Annotated in this window: 18 protein-coding genes; 5 read left to right on the top strand and 13 right to left on the bottom strand. The window is 71.3% G+C overall.

The window, feature by feature from the left end:
• Window positions 1–13: 13 nt before the first annotated feature.
• From fmdA to queC, 5 genes are all read right to left on the bottom strand, one after another.
• Window positions 14–1,219, bottom strand: a complete 1,206-nt coding sequence (gene fmdA / locus KUG38_RS05800; RefSeq protein ID WP_094585380.1) for a formamidase — start codon at window positions 1,217–1,219, stop codon at window positions 14–16.
• A gap of 166 nt (window positions 1,220–1,385) precedes the next feature.
• Complete coding sequence (locus tag KUG38_RS05795; RefSeq protein ID WP_286195657.1) at window positions 1,386–1,895, bottom strand: hypothetical protein; 510 nt, start codon at window positions 1,893–1,895, stop codon at window positions 1,386–1,388.
• Between the two features lie 26 nt (window positions 1,896–1,921).
• Window positions 1,922–2,794, bottom strand: coding sequence for an aminotransferase class IV (locus KUG38_RS05790; protein ID WP_216919760.1), 873 nt, complete (start codon window positions 2,792–2,794; stop codon window positions 1,922–1,924).
• On the bottom strand, window positions 2,791–4,107 hold the full coding sequence (locus KUG38_RS05785) for an anthranilate synthase component I family protein (protein WP_216919759.1): 1,317 nt from the start codon (window positions 4,105–4,107) through the stop codon (window positions 2,791–2,793). The genes KUG38_RS05790 and KUG38_RS05785 overlap by 4 nt, the downstream gene beginning before the upstream one ends.
• Window positions 4,104–4,913 (bottom strand): 7-cyano-7-deazaguanine synthase QueC, encoded by an 810-nt coding sequence (gene queC, locus KUG38_RS05780; RefSeq protein WP_286195656.1) that lies wholly within the window; start codon window positions 4,911–4,913, stop codon window positions 4,104–4,106. Before queC ends, KUG38_RS05785 begins: the two co-directional genes overlap by 4 nt.
• A 39-nt stretch (window positions 4,914–4,952) precedes the next feature.
• Between queC and KUG38_RS05775 the strand changes: the two genes are divergently transcribed.
• The gene (locus tag KUG38_RS05775; protein WP_216919758.1) at window positions 4,953–5,501 is read left to right on the top strand and encodes an ecotin family protein; all 549 of its coding nucleotides are present in this window, start codon (window positions 4,953–4,955) and stop codon (window positions 5,499–5,501) included.
• Between the two features lie 31 nt (window positions 5,502–5,532).
• Here the strand turns inward: KUG38_RS05775 and KUG38_RS05770 are convergent, their stop codons facing one another.
• From KUG38_RS05770 to gcvT, 5 genes are all read right to left on the bottom strand, one after another.
• Window positions 5,533–6,180 (bottom strand): 7-carboxy-7-deazaguanine synthase QueE, encoded by a 648-nt coding sequence (locus tag KUG38_RS05770; protein WP_353617726.1) that lies wholly within the window; start codon window positions 6,178–6,180, stop codon window positions 5,533–5,535.
• The gene (gene pyrG / locus KUG38_RS05765) at window positions 6,155–7,834 is read right to left on the bottom strand and encodes a CTP synthase (RefSeq protein ID WP_216919756.1); all 1,680 of its coding nucleotides are present in this window, start codon (window positions 7,832–7,834) and stop codon (window positions 6,155–6,157) included. The genes KUG38_RS05770 and pyrG overlap by 26 nt, the downstream gene beginning before the upstream one ends.
• Before the next feature lie 185 nt (window positions 7,835–8,019).
• Window positions 8,020–8,505, bottom strand: a complete 486-nt coding sequence (locus KUG38_RS05760) for a Dps family protein (RefSeq protein WP_216919754.1) — start codon at window positions 8,503–8,505, stop codon at window positions 8,020–8,022.
• 96 nt (window positions 8,506–8,601) lie between these two features.
• Window positions 8,602–10,425, bottom strand: a complete 1,824-nt coding sequence (aspS, locus tag KUG38_RS05755; protein ID WP_216919752.1) for an aspartate--tRNA ligase — start codon at window positions 10,423–10,425, stop codon at window positions 8,602–8,604.
• Between the two features lie 86 nt (window positions 10,426–10,511).
• On the bottom strand, window positions 10,512–11,627 hold the full coding sequence (gcvT, locus tag KUG38_RS05750; RefSeq protein WP_216919750.1) for a glycine cleavage system aminomethyltransferase GcvT: 1,116 nt from the start codon (window positions 11,625–11,627) through the stop codon (window positions 10,512–10,514).
• 157 nt (window positions 11,628–11,784) lie between these two features.
• Here gcvT and KUG38_RS05745 point away from each other — a divergent pair, with 157 nt between their 5' ends.
• Both KUG38_RS05745 and KUG38_RS05740 read left to right on the top strand, forming a co-directional pair.
• A complete protein-coding gene (locus KUG38_RS05745; protein ID WP_216919747.1) occupies window positions 11,785–12,024 on the top strand; it encodes a hypothetical protein in 240 nt (79 codons plus the stop codon).
• 184 nt (window positions 12,025–12,208) lie between these two features.
• Complete coding sequence (locus KUG38_RS05740) at window positions 12,209–12,568, top strand: cyclic nucleotide-binding domain-containing protein (RefSeq protein WP_286195655.1); 360 nt, start codon at window positions 12,209–12,211, stop codon at window positions 12,566–12,568.
• On the opposite strand, the gene speB is transcribed toward KUG38_RS05740, so the two are convergent.
• Window positions 12,562–13,446 carry an agmatinase gene (gene speB / locus KUG38_RS05735; RefSeq protein WP_216919743.1) on the bottom strand — a complete coding sequence of 295 codons (885 nt, stop codon included), beginning with the start codon at window positions 13,444–13,446 and terminating at the stop codon, window positions 12,562–12,564. The genes KUG38_RS05740 and speB overlap by 7 nt on opposite strands.
• On the bottom strand, window positions 13,443–14,336 hold the full coding sequence (gene speE / locus KUG38_RS05730; protein ID WP_216919741.1) for a polyamine aminopropyltransferase: 894 nt from the start codon (window positions 14,334–14,336) through the stop codon (window positions 13,443–13,445). The genes speB and speE overlap by 4 nt, the downstream gene beginning before the upstream one ends.
• Window positions 14,337–14,417: 81 nt before the next feature.
• On the opposite strand from speE, the gene KUG38_RS05725 reads away from it, so the two are divergent.
• Entirely contained in the window at window positions 14,418–15,137 is a 720-nt protein-coding gene (locus KUG38_RS05725) for a carbonic anhydrase (protein WP_286195653.1), read from the top strand.
• Window positions 15,134–15,568: an alternative ribosome rescue aminoacyl-tRNA hydrolase ArfB gene (gene arfB, locus KUG38_RS05720; RefSeq protein WP_190610075.1), complete on the top strand. Its 435-nt coding sequence runs from the start codon at window positions 15,134–15,136 to the stop codon at window positions 15,566–15,568. The genes KUG38_RS05725 and arfB overlap by 4 nt, the downstream gene beginning before the upstream one ends.
• Here arfB and mazG read toward each other — a convergent pair.
• Window positions 15,528–16,421, bottom strand: a complete 894-nt coding sequence (mazG, locus tag KUG38_RS05715) for a nucleoside triphosphate pyrophosphohydrolase (protein ID WP_216919737.1) — start codon at window positions 16,419–16,421, stop codon at window positions 15,528–15,530. The two genes, arfB and mazG, sit on opposite strands and share 41 nt — an antisense overlap.
• Window positions 16,422–16,561 lie beyond the last annotated feature (140 nt).

Raw genomic sequence — 16,561 nt, 5'->3', positions numbered from 1 at the left:
GCCAGCCGGTCGATCAGCAGGGAAGAATGTCCTTATCGAAGATCGAGGTGGGGATGGCGAGGGTGCAGCAGGCGTTCGGGATGTCGACAATGCCGCTGATCCTGCCCTCCACCGGCGCACAGCTCAGCAGCAGGTAGGCCTGCTCGCCGGTGTAGCCGAACTTCTTGAGGTACTCGATGGCGTTGAGGCAGGCACGCCGGTAGGCGATGTGGACGTCCATGTAGTACTGCTTGCCGTCGAATTCATCCACGGAGATGCCTTCGAACACCAGGTAGTCGGTGTAGTGGGGTTCCACCGGGCTGGTCTTGAACATGGGGTTGACCATCCCATACTTCGCCATGCCGCCCTTGATGATCTCGACGTGGAGGTCGAGATAGCCGGACATCTCGATAGCGCCACAGAAGGAGATCTCACCATCCCCCTGGGAGAAGTGGATGTCGCCCATCGAGAGCTTGGCCCCTTCGACATAGACCGGGAAGTAGATCCGGGTGCCCTTGGTGAGGTTCTTGATGTCGCAGTTGCCGCCGTGCTCCCGGGGGGGCACCGTGCGGGCCGCTTCGTTGGCCACCCGCTCGAACTCGCTGCCGGGGAGGGTGCCGAGGATGGCGCTGTTGGGATTGGGCAGGGCCGCCAGAACCGGCTCGCTGCCGGAGAGGCCGGCGCCGTAGGTGCGGCGGTCGGGGGCGGTTTTCACCAGCTCCGTCTCACGACGGTTCCACTCGTTGAGCAGCTCGTGGGAGGGGGCGCAGCCGATCAGGCCCGGATGGGTGATGCCGGCGAAACGAACACCGGGAATGTGGCGGGAGGAAGTGTAGATGCCTTCCAGATCCCAGATGGCCTTGGCCGCCTTGGGGTAATGATCGGTGAGGAAACCGCCACCGTTCTCCTTGGCGAAGATGCCCGTGAAGCCCCACTCATCCCCCTGCAGGGCACCGACATCAAGGATGTCCACCACCAGGATGTCGCCGGGCTGGGCGCCGTTGACCCAGATCGGGCCGCTGAGAACGTGAACGACCTCGAGATTCACATCCTCGATGTCCTTGGGGTCGTCGTTGTTCTTGATCTGGCCGTCGGTCCAGTCCTTGCATTCGATCCGGAACACGTCACCAGGATTCACCGAGGCCACGGCAGGGATTTCCGGATGCCAGCGGTTGTGCCCGGGCATGTCCTGCTGATCCATCGGCTTGGTGAGATCGACGGAGAAGAGTGTTTTGGGCATCGAGAAACCGAGGCGCAATTTCCCATCCATCCAAAAGGATGGCCTGCGGCCCGAAAGTGTCGATTGCTACCGGAAATTGGGGCCCAGGACGCGCCCTCGATGAATGAAATCAAGAATCATTATCAGGCCTGGCGCAGCGGTTGGCCGTCCCGATGCCGTCGGAGGATCAGGTGTCGTCGAAATCCCCTTTCCGGCAGAGATTGTCCTTCAACCGCGAGACCCAGACACTGGGATCCAGCTTGCCGATCTGCTCCGTGCGGCCATCAAAATGGAACAGGAACTGCCAGCGATTCTTGACCGGGAATGTTCGCTTGGCGTTGAGATCGCTGATCGGATCTCCGAAGATATTGTCATAGGTTTGCCAGCCTGGCTCTCCTTTGACGCTGCAGATCGCCGTAACTTCGTACATCTGACCCTTGCCATCGTCGCCCCCGGAGGTGACCTTCACGACACCCTTGTGCAGCCCATTGGCAATGCCCGGCTTGAACGCCCGCAACAGCTCCACCCGGTTTCCATCCACCTCGACGAGCAGGTCGCCCGGTTTGGCGTCCTGAACGGCCACCTCCTTGGGGGTGGCGCCGCAACCGGCCAGGGCGAGCCCCGTACCAGCGAGCAAGCCGGCCAGGAGTCCTGCCAGGTGCTTCCGGGACCCCAGGCCCCCCACAGCGTCGAACAACGTGATCGATCGATTCTGGGGCCAACCTATGACGACACCAGCAGCCGCTTCCAGAGGTCCAAGGCCCCGGCGGGCACGGGCAGGTCGGTGGTGCCGCAGCGCCGGATCGGGCGGCAGCCCAGGCTGTTGATCAGCAGGGCCGCCTCGCTCTCCAGCAGGTCCGCCACAGCCAGGCGCTCCTCCCGCACCAGTCCCAGGGCCAGGCCGCGGCCCCGCATCACCCCCGGCAGGCAGCCGCTCTCCACGGGCGGCGTGATCCAGTCGCCCCGCCGGCGCAGCAGCAGGTTGGCGCTGGAGCCGCAGCAGAGGTCGCCGCCGCTGCCGAGCAGCAGGGCGTCCTCAGCCCCGGCGGCCCGGGCCTCCCGCAGGGCCTGGATGGCGCCGGCGTAGGCGAAGGTCTTGCAGCGGTTGACCAGGCTGGCTGCGTTGCGCCGCTCCAACGCGCTGACGATCACCGTCACCGGGTTGGAGTTCGGGGTCCAGGGGCTCAGCTGCAACCAGAAGCGGGGGCGGCCCTGGGGTTCGGCCGGCCCCGGCAGGGCCAGGCCCCGGCCGGAGCCGCTGCCCCGGCTCCAGTTGAGCCGCAGGGCCCCGGTGCCGGAGAGGCCACTGCGGGCCACGGCCTCGGCCAGCAGCGGCCGCACCCGGTCGGCCCCGGGGGGTGGCGCCATGCCAAGGCGGGCGGCCGAGTCGCGCCAGCGCTCCAGGTGCTCCGCCAGCAGCCGGGGCTGCCCCGCCTCGATCAGCACCGTCTCGAACAGGCCATCGGCCAGCAGCAGGCCCCGGTCGTTCAGGGGCAGGCAGAGCCGCTCCGGATCGCCCCAGGTTCCCTGCGGCGTCGGCCCGTCGATCCAGGCGATGGCCGTGCCGGCCGGATGGCTGCCGCCCTCGCCGCTCATGCCAGGGCCTCCAGCAACGGTTCGATTTTCCAGCCCATCTCCCGGGCCTCCCCGGCCGGGTCGGAGTCGGCCACGATGCCGCCGCCGGCATGGAGCCGCAGGCGCCGGCCGTTCTGCAGCAGGGTGCGGATCAGGATGCTGCTGTCGAAGCCGCCGTCGGCGCCCAGGTGAAACAGGGAGCCGCAGTAGGGCCCCCGCGGCACCGGCTCCAGCTGGTTGAGACGCCGGCAGGCCCGCACCTTCGGGGCTCCGGTGATCGAGCCCCCCGGCCAGCAGGCCCGCAGCAGGTCGACCAGGCCGCGGCCGGCGGCGAGCCGGCCCATCACCACGGAGGTGAGGTGGTGCACGTGGGCGTAGCTCTCCAGCCCCAGCAGCTGGGGCACATGCACCGACCCCGGCACGCAGACCCGGCCCAGGTCGTTGCGCAGCAGGTCGACGATCATCACGTTCTCGGCCCGGTCCTTGGGGTCGCAGATCAGCTCGGCGGCGCTGGCGGCATCGGCGTCGGGGTCGAGCCGGCGGGGCCGGGTGCCCTTGATCGGCCGCGTCTCCACCTGGCCGTCGGGGTGCAGGCGCAGGAAGCGCTCCGGCGAGGCCGAGATCACCGCCTCCCCGCCGGCGACCGCCAGGCCGGCGAAGGGGGCCGGGCCGTTGCCCACAAGGCGGCGGTACAGCACCAGCGGGTCGGGCGGCTCTGGCCGCAGGCTCTCGCAGCAGGCGGTGAGGTTGGCCTGGAACAGATCACCGGCGGCGATCCACTCCCGCAGGATCCCCACCTGGGCGGCATAGGTGTCCGGGGGGGTGTGCCAGTGCCAGTCGTCCCGGGCGATGCCGGACCCATCGGCCGGGCGCTCTCCGGCCCCGGCCACCGCCGCCCCGGTGGCGGGATCCTGCAGCAGCCGCACCATGGCCGCGAACCGGGCCGGGTCCTGGCCCTCCAGCCAGAGCCGACCCTCCCCCCGGTCGAAATGGATCAGGGGGTCGTGGCGGGCCGCCCACAGGGTGGCCATGTCGGAGGCCTGCCAGTGCTCGGCCGGCTCCACCCAGGCCCCGGCCTCGTAGCCGAGCCAGCCCAGCCACGGTCCCCCCTGGCGCTCCAGGTCCGCCAGGACGTCGAAGGGGTCGAGCGCCCCCGGGTCGCCCGGCAGCCCCCGGCAGGTCACGCTTGCCACCGGATCCACCCCGAGCACGCCGCGGCAGCCGAGGGGGCTGCCGTCGCCGTCGAGCAACACCAGCCCGTCCCGGCCGAAGCGCTCCGCCAGGACCACCGCCAGGGCCCGGGGCTCCAGCCAAGGAAGCGGCTCGCTCCTCAAAGGTCGGCTCCAGCGCGGAGGGCGGCTCCGGCACGCACGGCGGCGCTGGTCAGGTCGGCCCGGCCCGCGGCCACCAGGGCGGCATCACGGATGCGGCAGCTGTCGCAGCGACCGCAGGGGAGATCCTCGCCGCTGTAGCAGCTCCAGGTGGCCGCGATCGGCACCCCCAGCCGCAGGGCCTCGCGCACGATGGTGGCCTTGTCCCAGGCCACCAGGGGGGCCCAGAGGCGGGCCCCGTGACCCTCGCGCCCCGCCTTGGTGGCCAGGTCGGCCAAGCTCTGGAACGCGGCCAGGTAGTCCGGGCGGCAGTCGGGATAGCCGGAGTAATCCACCGCATTGACCCCGAGCACGAGGCTGGTGGCGCCGCGGGCTTCGGCCAGGCTCAGCCCCAGGGCGATGAACACCGTGTTGCGGCCGGGGACGTAGGTGGTGGGAATCACCCCCTCAACCACGCCGCCGTCGGGCACGGGGATGGCCGGATCGGTGAGGGCCGAGCCGCCCCAGGCCGCCAGGTTCACGGCGATCACGTGGTGCTCCTCCAGCGCCAGGGCGCCGGCCACCGCGGCGGCGGCGTCCAGCTCGCGCCGGTGACGCTGGCCGTAGTCGAAGGAGAGGCCGATCACCCGGTGGCCCGCCTCGATCGCCAGGGCTGCAGCCGTGGCCGAATCCAGGCCGCCGGAGAGCAGGGCGATGGCCAGGGGGGGGGCCGGGGCTGTGGCAGGGGAGCGGGTGATGGGGCAGGTGTCGGCGACGGCCTCCCCATTGTGGAAGCGGCCGGAGGGGACGGAGCGATCGGAGGGTGCCATGGTGGTGGCTCCGGATTCCGGTCCCTTCCGAGGTTCCCCATGGCCCATGCCCTGCGCCGTGCCACGGCGGTCGCGGCCACCGCCAGCGTCATCGTCAGCCTGCCGTCCCTGCTGGCGCTCACGGTGGCGCCGGCCCGGGCCATCCCCCGGCTGGACCTGACGCCTTACCCCAAGCCCACCGCCGCCCAGACCCGCTGGGTGATCCAGCTCCCCGGGGTGCTGCCCCCCACCGCCGATCCGCGCCTGTCCCCCAACCCGAGCGACTGGCGGGTGCAGCTGATCGCCGGCCGAGAGGTGGAGGCCGACTGCAACCAGCGGGCCTTCCGGGGCCGCTTCCGCGCCGGCAAAGTGAAGGGACTGGGCGTCAGCGTCTACACGGTGAGCGATGTGGGGCCGATGGTGTCGACCCTGATGGCCTGCCCCCCCGGCCAGGCGAAGCGCAAGGTGTTCATCCCGATGGGCAGCAAGCCCTTCGTGGTGCCCTACGACGCCAGCCGGCCGATCGTGGTGTTCACCCCCAAGGATCTGCAGCTGCGCTGGCGGCTCTGGAAGGCGGAGAAGGTGCAGCAGCCGGCCCAGGCCCTCTGAAGCCCCAGCTTGGGGGTCAGTTCCAGGGGCTTCAGCGCACCCCCAGCCACTTGTGGCTCTGCAGGCTGAGTCGCCAGGCGGGGTGGGCGCGCACATAGGCCACCGCCAGCTCCCGGGCGGCCGTCTCGTCCCAGGCGGGCTGGAGCAGCCGCTCCGGACCGGGGGCGGCGGGCGGGCGCAGGCGGTCCGCTTCGGCGGCCATGGCTTCGGCGAAGCCCAGGTCGGCCGGGGAGGTCACCACCACCTTGAGCTCGTCGCAGCGGGCCAGGAGGGCGTCGGCCGGTGGGCGGTGGGGCTTGGGCGAGAGGGTGATCCAGTCGAAGTGGCCGCTGAGCTCCCCCACACCGCTGGTTTCCAGGTGCAGGGGCAGGCCCGCCGCCGCCAGGGCCGCGCACAGGGCGTCCAGGGGCTGCTGCAGGGGCTCGCCGCCGGTGATGACCACGAAGGCGGCACCGGCGGCGGCGGCGGCGCTGGCCTCCGCCGCCAGTTCGCCCAGGGGACGCTGGGGATGGGCCGCCTCCGGCCAGGAGTGCTTGGTGTCGCACCAGGGGCAGCCCACATCGCAGCCCGCCAGGCGGATGAAGAAGGCGCTGCGGCCGGCATGGAGCCCCTCCCCCTGCAGGGAGTGGAAGGTCTCCACCACCGCGGGGCCGTCAGCCGTAGATGGGGCTGGCGACACGGCCTGCGGCCTCGCTGGGGGAGCCGGGAAGGCGCTGCTGGGCCGCCTCGATCAGCCCCCGGAACAGGGGATGGGGCTTGCCGGGGCGGGAGAGGAACTCCGGGTGGTACTGGCAGGCGGTGAAGAAGGGGTGGTCCTTCAGTTCGATCAGTTCCACCAGACGGCCGTCGGGGGAGGTGCCGCTGATCTCGTAGCCCGATTCCAGGAACAGGGAGCGGTAGGCGTTGTTGAACTCGTAGCGGTGGCGGTGGCGCTCGTAGACCACCTCCTCGCCGTAGAGGCGCTGGGCCATGGTGCCCGCCGTCAGCCGGCAGGGGTAGACGCCCAGGCGCATGGTGCCGCCCAGATCGACCACGTCCTGCTGCTCGGGGAGCAGGTGGATGACGGGGTGCGGCGAAGCAGGATCCAGTTCGGCGCTGGTGGCGCCCTCCAGGCCGGCCTGGTGACGGGCCCACTCGATCACGGCGCACTGCATGCCGAGGCAGAGCCCCAGGAACGGCACCCGCTGCTCACGGGCCCAGCGGATCGCCGCCACCTTGCCGTCGACGCCGCGGTTGCCGAAGCCCCCCGGCACCACCACCGCATCCATCCCGCGCAGCAGGGCATCGGCCCCCTGGCTCTCGATCTGCTCGGCGCAGATCCAGTGGAGATCGAGGGAGGCATCCTGCTCCAGGCAGGCATGGCGCAGGGCCTCCACCACCGAGAGGTAGGCGTCGTTGAGCTGCACGTACTTGCCCACCAGGGCCACCTTCACGGCGGGGCCGGGGTGGCGCAGCTTCTCCACCAGGTCCGCCCAGCGGGCCATGTCGCTGTCGTGGTCGACCAGGGAGAGCACGTCGAGCACCTGGCGGCAGAGGCCCTCGCTCTCCATTGCCAGTGGCACCGCGTAGATGCTGTCGGCATCGAGGGCCTGGATCACGGCGCCGGCCGGCACGCCGCAGAAGCCGCCGATCTTGGCCTTGAGGTCGGTGCTGATCGGCCGGTCGCTGCGGCAGACGAGCACGTCGGGCTGGATGCCGATGGAGCGCAGCTCCTTGACCGAGTGCTGGGTGGGTTTGGTCTTGAGTTCGCCGGAGGTGCCGATGTAGGGCAGCAGGGTGACATGCACATAGGCCAGGTCCTGGCGGCCCACATCACCCCGGAACTCGCGGATGGCCTCCAGGAACGGCAGCGACTCGATGTCGCCCACGGTGCCGCCGATCTCGGTGATCACCACGTCGGCGCCGCTGTTGGCCGCCACCCGGTGGATGCGCTCGCGGATCTCGCCGGTGATGTGGGGAATCACCTGGACGGTGCCGCCGTTGTAGTCGCCGCGGCGCTCCTTGTTGATCACCGCCTGGTAGATCGAGCCGGTGGTCACGCTGTTGAGGCGCGACATGGCGGTGTCGGTGAAGCGCTCGTAGTGGCCCAGGTCCAGGTCGGTCTCGGCGCCGTCCTCGGTGACGAACACCTCACCGTGCTGGTAGGGACTCATCGTGCCCGGATCCACGTTCAGGTAGGGATCCAGCTTGAGGATCGAGACGCTGTAGCCGCGGGATTTCAGCAGCCGCCCGAGGCTCGCCGCCACGATGCCCTTGCCGATGCTGGACACCACCCCGCCGGTGACGAAGACGAACTTCGCGGCATGGCCCCGCGTGGCGGACGGTGCGGACATCGGGCGCTGCGCTGATCACCCAATCTACCGACCCCTTCCAGTCCGACCGCCCCCAGGGGCCTCCCCGCCCAGCACCCCCCATCCCCCACACCCGGCCTCCTGGGGTGTGCGTCAGCGGCGCAGCCCAAGCCGGCCCGTTGCCCGCAAAGCGGGCGCGGACCGGCGCAGGCCGCGCCCGCTGACACTCACCCCTCCAGGAGACTCCGGAGCATCCAGGCGGTCTTCTCGTGGATCTGCAACCTCTGGGTCAGCAGGTCGGCGGTGGGCTGGTCGCTGGCGTCGTCGGCGGTGGTGAACACCGAGCGGATCGTGCGGGCCACGGCCTCATGGCCTTCCACCAGCTCCTTCACCATGGCCAGGGCAGCGGGGACGCCTTCGGCCTCGGGGATCGAGGAAAGGCCGGCATAGAGGGTGCCGCCGTAGGGGGCCGGGAAACCGAGGGCCCGGATGCGCTCGGCGATCAGGTCGAGGGCAGTCCAGAGCTCGGTGTACTGGTCCATGAACATCAGATGGAGCGTGTTGAACATCGGTCCGGTCACGTTCCAGTGGAAGCCGTGGGTCTTGGCGTAAAGCACGGTGCTGTCGGCCAGCACGCGGCCGAGACCCTCGGCGATCTGCTGGCGCTGGTCCGCCGGGATGCCGATGTCGATGGGGGGAGCGGTGATGGCCATGGCTAGGGAGCGGGAGAGCGGGAGAGGCCAGTCTAAGGCGAAGTGAGTCCGCTTTATGACAGCGCCATGGCGGCAATGGCGCGGCAGCGGTGCCCCTCAGCCCTCCTCCTCCGTCCAGGTGCTGGCCACGTGCAGCTCCTCCAGCTGCTTGGGCGCCACATCGGCCGGGGCCTGGGTCATCAGGCAGCGGGCCTGCTGGGTCTTGGGGAAGGCGATCGTGTCGCGGATCGACTCCTCGCCGGCCAGCAGCATCACCAGCCGGTCCATGCCGAAGGCGATACCGCCGTGGGGCGGGGCGCCCATGTCGAGGGCCTCCATCAGGAAGCCGAACTGGCGCTCGGCCTCCTCCAGCGGCAGGCCGATGGTCTGCAGCACCTGGCGCTGCAGAGCGGAATCGTGGATGCGCAGCGAGCCGCCCCCCAGCTCCAGGCCGTTGAGCACCAGGTCGTAGGCCTGGGCCCGGGCCGTGGGGAGCGTCCCGGCCCAGGCGGCCGGATCGCTGCCCAGATCCTCAGCGTTGGGGGCGCAGAAGGGGTGGTGCAGAGCTTCGAGGCGGTTCTCGCCGGCGTTGAACTCGAACATCGGGAAGTCCACCACCCAGAGGAAGTTCCACTGGTCGTTGTCCCGCTCGGCCGGCACCAGGCCGAGTTCGCGGGCCAGGTACTGGCGCACCCGGTCGAGGGCCTTGTTGACGGTGGCGGTGTCGCCGGCACCGAACAGCAGCAGGGTGCCTTCCGTGGCGCCGGTGCGCTCCAGCAGTTCCGCCTTCATCTCGGCCGTGAGGTTGTCCTTGATGGCGCCGATCGTGTCGATCTCGCCGCCGGCCCGCACCCGGATGAAGGCCAGGCCGCCGGCCCCCGCCTTCTGGGCCTCACTGAACACATCCCCACCGGGCTTGATGCGCACGTTGCTGACGGCCTCGTTGCCGCCGGCCACGGCGATGCACTTCACCGAGCCCCCGGCGGCCACCGCGCCGGAGAACACCTTGAAGCCCATGTCCCGGACGATGTCCGAGGCGTCGGTGAGCTCCATGCCGTAGCGGGTGTCGGGCCGGTCGGTGCCGTAGCGCGCCATCGCCTCGTGCCAGGTGAGGCGGGGGAACGGCCGCGGCAGCTCGATGCCCTTCACCTGCTTCCAGATGGCGGCGATCAGGCCCTCGTTGAGCGCCAGGATCTCCTCCTGGTCCATGAAGCTCATCTCCATGTCCAGCTGGGTGAACTCCGGCTGGCGGTCGGCCCGCAGGTCCTCGTCGCGGAAGCAGCGGGCCACCTGGAAATACCGCTCGATGCCGCCCACCATCAGCAGCTGCTTGAACAGCTGGGGCGACTGGGGCAGGGCGAACCACTCACCGCCGCAGACCCGCGACGGCACCAGGTAGTCGCGGGCGCCCTCGGGGGTGGAGCGGGTGAGCACCGGGGTCTCCACCTCGATGAAGCCCTCCCCCTCCAGATAGCCGCGGGCGGCCTTCACGGTGGCGTGGCGCAGGCGCAGGTTGCGGCCCATGCGCTCGCGGCGCAGGTCGAGGTAGCGGTGGCGCAGGCGCAGCTCCTCGCGGGTGTTCTCCTCGTCGTGCACCGACACCGGGAAGGGGAGGTTGCCGCGCACCTCGTTGAGCACCGTGATGCCGCTCGCCAGCACCTCGATGGCGCCAGTGGCCAGGCGTTCGTTGAGGGACTCGGCCGGCCGGGCCCGCACCTTGCCCTCCACCCGCAGGACGGTCTCGTTGCGCAGCCGCTCGGCCACGGCGAAGGCGGCGGGGGCCAGGTCGGGATCCACCGTGATCTGCACGGTGCCGCTGCGGTCGCGCAGGTCGATGAAGATCACGCCGCCGTGGTCACGGCGCCGGTCGACCCAGCCGCACAGCTGGGCCTGCTGGCCGATGGCGTCGTTGCGCAGATCGCCGCACCCGTGGCTGCGCATGGTGGCAAGCAGAACGAATCCGCGAGTTTCCCACAGGGCGCCTGCGGGCCGTTCTGGAGGGGCCGGACCAGCGCAGATAAGGGTGCTCAGCCGCGCCGGTAGAACGGCCGTTTGACCACCACGGCGGGCTCGGCCCGCCCGCGGATCTCCACCGCCAGCTCCGTGCCGGGCTTCGCCGCCGCCGAGGGCACATAGGCCAGGGCCACCGCTTCCCCCAGGGTGGGGGACCAGGTGCCGCTGGTGACCTCGCCCACCGGCTCCCCATCGAGGAGCACCGGATAGCCATGGCGGGCGATGGCGCGGCCCAGCAGCTTCAGACCCACCAGCTTCCGCCCCACCCCCTCGGCGGTCTGGCGTTCGAGGGCGGCACGGCCGATGAAGTCGGCCGGCATCTCCAGGTGCACCAGCCAGCCCAGGCCCGCCTCCAGCGGCGTGGTGGCCGCGTCCATCTCGTTGCCGTAGAGGTGCATCGCCGCCTCCAGCCGCAGGGTATCGCGGGCGCCGAGACCGCAGGGGGTGACGCCGTCGGCCAGCAGCCGCTGCCACAGCGCCACGCCGGCCTCGCGGCCCAGCAGCAGCTCGAAGCCGTCCTCGCCGGTGTAGCCCGTGCGGCCCACGAACACCGGCGCACCGTCGATGGCCAGCTCCCGGTGGCCGAAGCGGGGCAGGCCCGCCAGGCTCGTGCCCACCAGGGCCTCGAGGCGGGCGGGGGCCTCCGGACCCTGCAGGGCCAGCAGCACCCCGTCGCCCTTGCGGTCGGTGATGGTGATGCCCTCGGGCTCGAGCTGGCCGGTGATCCAGGCGGTGTCGGCCTCGGCGCAGGCGGCGTTGATCACCAGCACCACTTCATCACGCTCCCCCTCGGGACCAGCGACGCGACCGCGGTCATAGACGATCAGGTCGTCAAGGATGCCGCCAGCCTCGTTGAGCAGCACCGTGTAGCAGGCCTCGCCGGGGCCGATGCGGAACAGGTCGGTGGGCACCAGCCGCTGCAGGGCGTCCTTGGTGCCCTCGCCCCGCAGGGTGAGCACCCCCATGTGGGAGATGTCGAAGACACCGCAGTGCTGCCGCACGGCGTTGTGCTCCTGCACCAGGCCGGCGAACTGGATCGCCATCTGCCAGCCGGCGAAGGGCACCATGCGGGCCCCGGCGGCGGTGGCGGCGGCGTCCAGGGGTGTGCGGCGCAGGGAGGTGGAATCCATCGGAGGCGACCGGCCGGCCAGGGGGGACGCCGGAGCAGGGTGGCGCGATCCTATGGAGCGGCGACCTCCAATACCGAAGAAAGCCTGTGATTCGGCTTCCACCCCTATCACACCGGCAAGGAAATGCGTACCTTGAATGGCCCAATGGGTCAAGAGGATGGGCAACCGTCCCAACTGCCGCAGCTGCCGCCACTGCACCCCTCCCGCCGGGGTGGAGATGGGATGGTGCCAGCTGCGCCAGCTCCCTATCCATCCCGAACTGGTGGCCGACCTCTGGTGCCACCACTGGACGGCACGACCGCCGCGGCTGCCGGTGGTGTCCCCCGAGGCGGCGCTGAAGCAGGCACGCCTTCCGGTGGCCAGCCAGCAGCTGAGCCTGGCCACCGGGCTATTCTGAATTCCGAGTAAAAGCTGAAAAGCGTGACGGATGCTTCCGTTTCGCCTTTCTTCTCCCTATTCTCCCTCCCTTCCAGTAGCGGAACGGTCCGTTTGGCCCTAGGAAGGCAGAACCCCGTCCACCCCGACCACGGAGGTCCCCTGCATTGATCAGAACCGCCACATCCCCATCACCCCTTGAGCTGATGGCCGTTCATGTGGATTGTGAGACCTTCACCCTCCCGACCGGCGCCCACGTCTTCAGCCGCGGCGCCAGCGCCAACGCCATCTACGCCGTGCGTCGCGGCATCGTCGAGCTGGTGGGCGAGCAGGGCGAAAAAACCTGCTACCGCCCCGGTGAGCTGTTCAGCTACCAGGACATCACCTGGCGCGAGCTGAGCCACCGCAGCGACGCCTTCGCACGCACCCCCGTGGAGGTGCTGCGCCTCGATCGGCTCCGCTTCCTCAACCTGCTGCACAACCACCCCACCCTGGCCGTGCAGCTGATCGGCCAGCAGCACACCCGCCTGCGCGAGCAGCGAACCAGCGGCACCTGCTGCTACTGAGCCGGGGCGCCTGAGGTAACCGGCCGCCCGAGCAGCAGCAGCAGGCTGCGGGTCACCTTGGCGGCCAGCACGGCGCTGACGCCGCTGGGGTCGAGCTGGGGGGCCAGCTCCACCACGTCGGCGGCCAAGAGCCGGTGCTGGCGCAGCTCCTCCACCAGCTCAGCGAACTGGGGCCAGTGGAAGCCGCCGGGTTCGGGCGTGCCCGTGCCCGGCAGCACCGCCGGATCGAACCAGTCGAGGTCAACGGTGAGATAGAGGGGCCGGCCCCGCAGGGGGGCCAGCGCCGCCGCCATGGCGTCGATCGGCACCAGGCGGCCGCTGGTATGCAGCTCCCGGAACTCCTCGCGGGTGCCGCTGCGGATGGCGATCTGGCGCAGCTCGCCGCTGGGCAGCACCTCCAGGCAGCGGCGCATGGCGCAGGCGTGGCTGTGGTGGGCCCCGAGCCACTCCTGGCGCAGGTCAGCGTGGGCATCGAGCTGCACCAGCACCAGATCGGGATAGCGCCGCGCCACCGCCGCCACCGCGCCGCTGCTGATCGAGTGCTCACCTCCCAGCATCAGGGGCGCCAGACCCAGATCCAGCACCGCCTCAGTCGCCCGGCCCACGGCCTCCACCACCGGTTCGGGGGCGCCGAAGGGGATCGCCACCGCCCCGAGGTCGGCAAAGGCCAGGTCCTCGAGATCAAGGTCGAGCTGGGGGTCGTAGCTCTCCAGGCCGCTGCTCACGTCCCGGATCGCCGCCGGGCCGAAGCGGGTGCCGGGGCGGAAGGAGGTGGTGCCGTCGTAGGGAACGCCGAACAGGCCCACGGCGCAGCCACGGGGGTCGCGGCGGGCGCCCATGTAGATCGCCCCTTCGGTGTCGAACAGCTCCTGGCTCATGGCTGGCTCGCCGCGTCGGTCAGCGCGCGCTCCACGAAGGCCGGCACCGCCTCGAAGGCCCCCCGCTGCCAGCGGGGCGACCAGATGCTGCAGCCCGGCGCCACCGCCGCGGCCCGCTCCGGCAGCGGCTCCAGGTAGCGGGGGCCGTCAGGGCAGGCGAAGGTCCAGCTCCACCAGCCGCTCGGGTACATCGGCACCCAGCCGTACATCGGATCGGCGTGGCCGAACACCTCGCGCAGCAGCCGCACGGTGTCGATGTGGACCTGGCGGAAGGCCTCGGGGGATTCGCTCTGGGTGGCGAACACGCCGCCGGGGCGCAGCAGGCGGCGGCAGTTCTGGAAGAACGTGCGGTTGAACAGGCCCTCGGCCGGCCCGGCGGGATCGGAGCCGTCCACCAGCACCACGTCGTAGCTGGCGTCGGGGGCGTTGGCCGCCCAGGCGATGCCGTCGCCGACGGTGAGGTGGAAGCGGGGGTCGCTCCAGGCGTCGCCGCCCAGGCTGGGCAGGTGCTTGCGGGAGAGCTCCACCACCAGCCCGTCGATCTCCACCATGTCGAGGTGGGCGACGCCGGGGTGGCGCAGGCATTCGCGGGCGGTGCCGCCGTCACCGCCGCCGATCACCAGCACCCGCTCGATGGAGGCGGCGGCGCAGAGGGCCGGATGCACCAGCGGTTCGTGGTAATGCCGTTCCTGCCGTTCCGCCGTCATCCAGCAGCCGTCGAGCAGCAGCCCCTTGCCGTAGGTCTGGCTGTCGATGATGGTGATGCGCTGGTAGGGGCTGGTGTGCTCCTCCACCACGGTGGCGGCCAGGCCGTAGCGCACCCCGCCCAGTTCCTCGTCCACCCAGGCGTCCGGGGGGCAGGCGTCGGCCGGTGGCTGTTGCGGTCCCATGCGGTTGGCTCGTGGCTTTCCAGCTAAACCTTCGGCAGGACCCCTTGTCACGGCGCCATGGCACATTCCAGACGCCAACTGATGAGGCTCCTCGCCCTGGCGGGCGCCAGCGTGGCCCTGGAGACCCTGGCGCCCCGGCCGGCGGCGGCCGCGGCGGCGGACGGCACCCTGGTGGAGCGGCTTTCGGTGTGCCGCCCCGGCGGCGATCCGCTCCAGGAGCTGCTGCGCCGCAACCGCGACTTCTGCCGCACCTGGCAGGACGCCGAGCGCAGCGCCGATCCCCTGTCGCGGGCCACCCTGCTGCACGAGAGCTGGCCGATGCACTGCCAGGTGCGCCCCGATGCCCTGGCCGCCGGCCAGCGGCCCTGGGCCTCGGTGCTCTGCTGCGCCGATTCGCGGGTGGCGCCGGAGTGGATCTTCGCCTGCGGGGCCGGGGAACTGTTCGAGGTGCGCAGCGCCGGCAACACGGCCTTCGATGCGGGGGTGGCCTCGCTGGAGTACGCCGTGGCTGAGCTGGCGGTGCCCCTGATCCTGGTGATGGGCCACAGCGGCTGCGGCGCGGTGACCGCCGCGATGGCCAGCCACCCGCTCACGCCCCTGCTGGAGGAGCTGGTGACGCCGATCCGGGCCAGCCTCGAGCCGGGCGCCGACCTCGCCCAGGCGGTGCGCCACAACGCCGCCGCCGCCGCCGCCGCGCTGCCCCGGCGCAGTGCCCTGCTGCACCAGGCGGTGGCGGAGGGACGGCTGACCATCCAGGCCGCCTACTTCGACATCGGCAGCGGCGAAGTGAGCCTGGTGTGAGCGGCGATCTGCCCCTGGGGAACGGCCGGGTGATCCCGGCGGCCGAGCTGGGCTGGCGCTTCTCGCGCGCCTCCGGCCCCGGCGGCCAGGGGGTGAACACCACCGACTCCCGGGTGGAGCTGGTGTACGACCTGGCCGCCAGCGATGCCCTGCCCCCCGCCCTGCGGGAGCGGGCCCTGCGGCGGCTGGCCGGCCGGCTCACCCCGGCGGGCCTGGTGGTGGTGGCAGCGGAGCACCGCTCCCAGTGGCAGAACCGTCAGGCAGCCCAGAAGCGCCTGGTGGAGCTGATCCAGGCGGCGATCGCGCCGCCGCCGCCGCCCCGCCGGCCGACCAAGCCCAGCCGCGGCTCGGTGGAGCGCCGGCTGAAGGCCAAACGGCAGCGGGGATCGATCAAGAACCACCGGCGGCAGGGCCCGCCTGAGGAGGCCTAGGGCCGGGATCCTGCTCGGCACGGATCTGGGCCTTGGCGGCCCGCCAGTGGCCCTCCAGCTCGGCGATGCCGCGGCCAGCGAGGTCGCCGCCCAGGGCGGCCTCGACCCGGGAGAAGCGGTCGAGGAAGCGGCGGTTGGTGCCCGCCAGGCCCTCCTCCGGGTCAATACCGCACCAGCGGGCCACGTTCACCAGGGTGAAGAGCACGTCGCCCAGTTCCTCCTGGGCATGGGCCCGGTCGCCGCTGGCCACGGCCTCCCGCAGCTCGTCCAGCTCCTCCTGCACCTTGGCCCACACTCCCTCGATGGCGTCCCACTCGAAGCCGGCGGCGGCGGCCTTGCGCGAGATCGTCATGGCGCCGGCCAGCGCGGGCTGGCCGCGCACCTTCTCCGCCAGGCGGTCGCTGAGGGGGCTGGCGCCGGCTGGCTGCTGGCGCTCGGCGGCCTTGATCGCCTCCCAGCTGCGGCGCACGGCCTCCGGATCGTCGGCCCGCTCCGCCGCCGGATCGAACACGTGCGGGTGGCGGCGCACCAGCTTGGCGGCGATGGCGCGGGCGACGGCGGCCAGGTCGAAGCGCCCCGCCTCACTGGCGATGCGGGCGTGCAGAACCACCTGCAGCAGCAGGTCCCCCAGCTCTTCGGCCAGGTGATCGTCGTCGCCGCGGCGGATCGCATCGGCCACCTCATGGGCCTCCTCGAGCACGTAGGGAATCAGGGTGCTGTGGGTCTGGGCCAGGTCCCAGGGGCAACCGCCCTGGGGATCCCGCAAGCGGTCCACGATCGCCACCAACTCGGCCAGGGCCTCCAGGGTGACCCCATCGGCTTGAGAGGCAGAAAGCGGCCGGGAACCGGACATCGCAGGCGGGCGAAAACCACGGGAACCATCCTTGGCGATGGCGGCGCAGGCGTTGACGGCAGGGTCCGGGTGGGCCCTGCCGGTGGCTGCGGATACCCATGGCGGTGGCTGTGACTACCTCGGGGATGGGATCGGCGCGG

This window comes from Synechococcus sp. CCAP 1479/9 (assembly GCF_019038535.1).
Lineage (GTDB): Bacteria > Cyanobacteriota > Cyanobacteriia > PCC-6307 > Cyanobiaceae > Cyanobium.
This window is presented reverse-complemented; position numbering and strand designations above follow the sequence as displayed.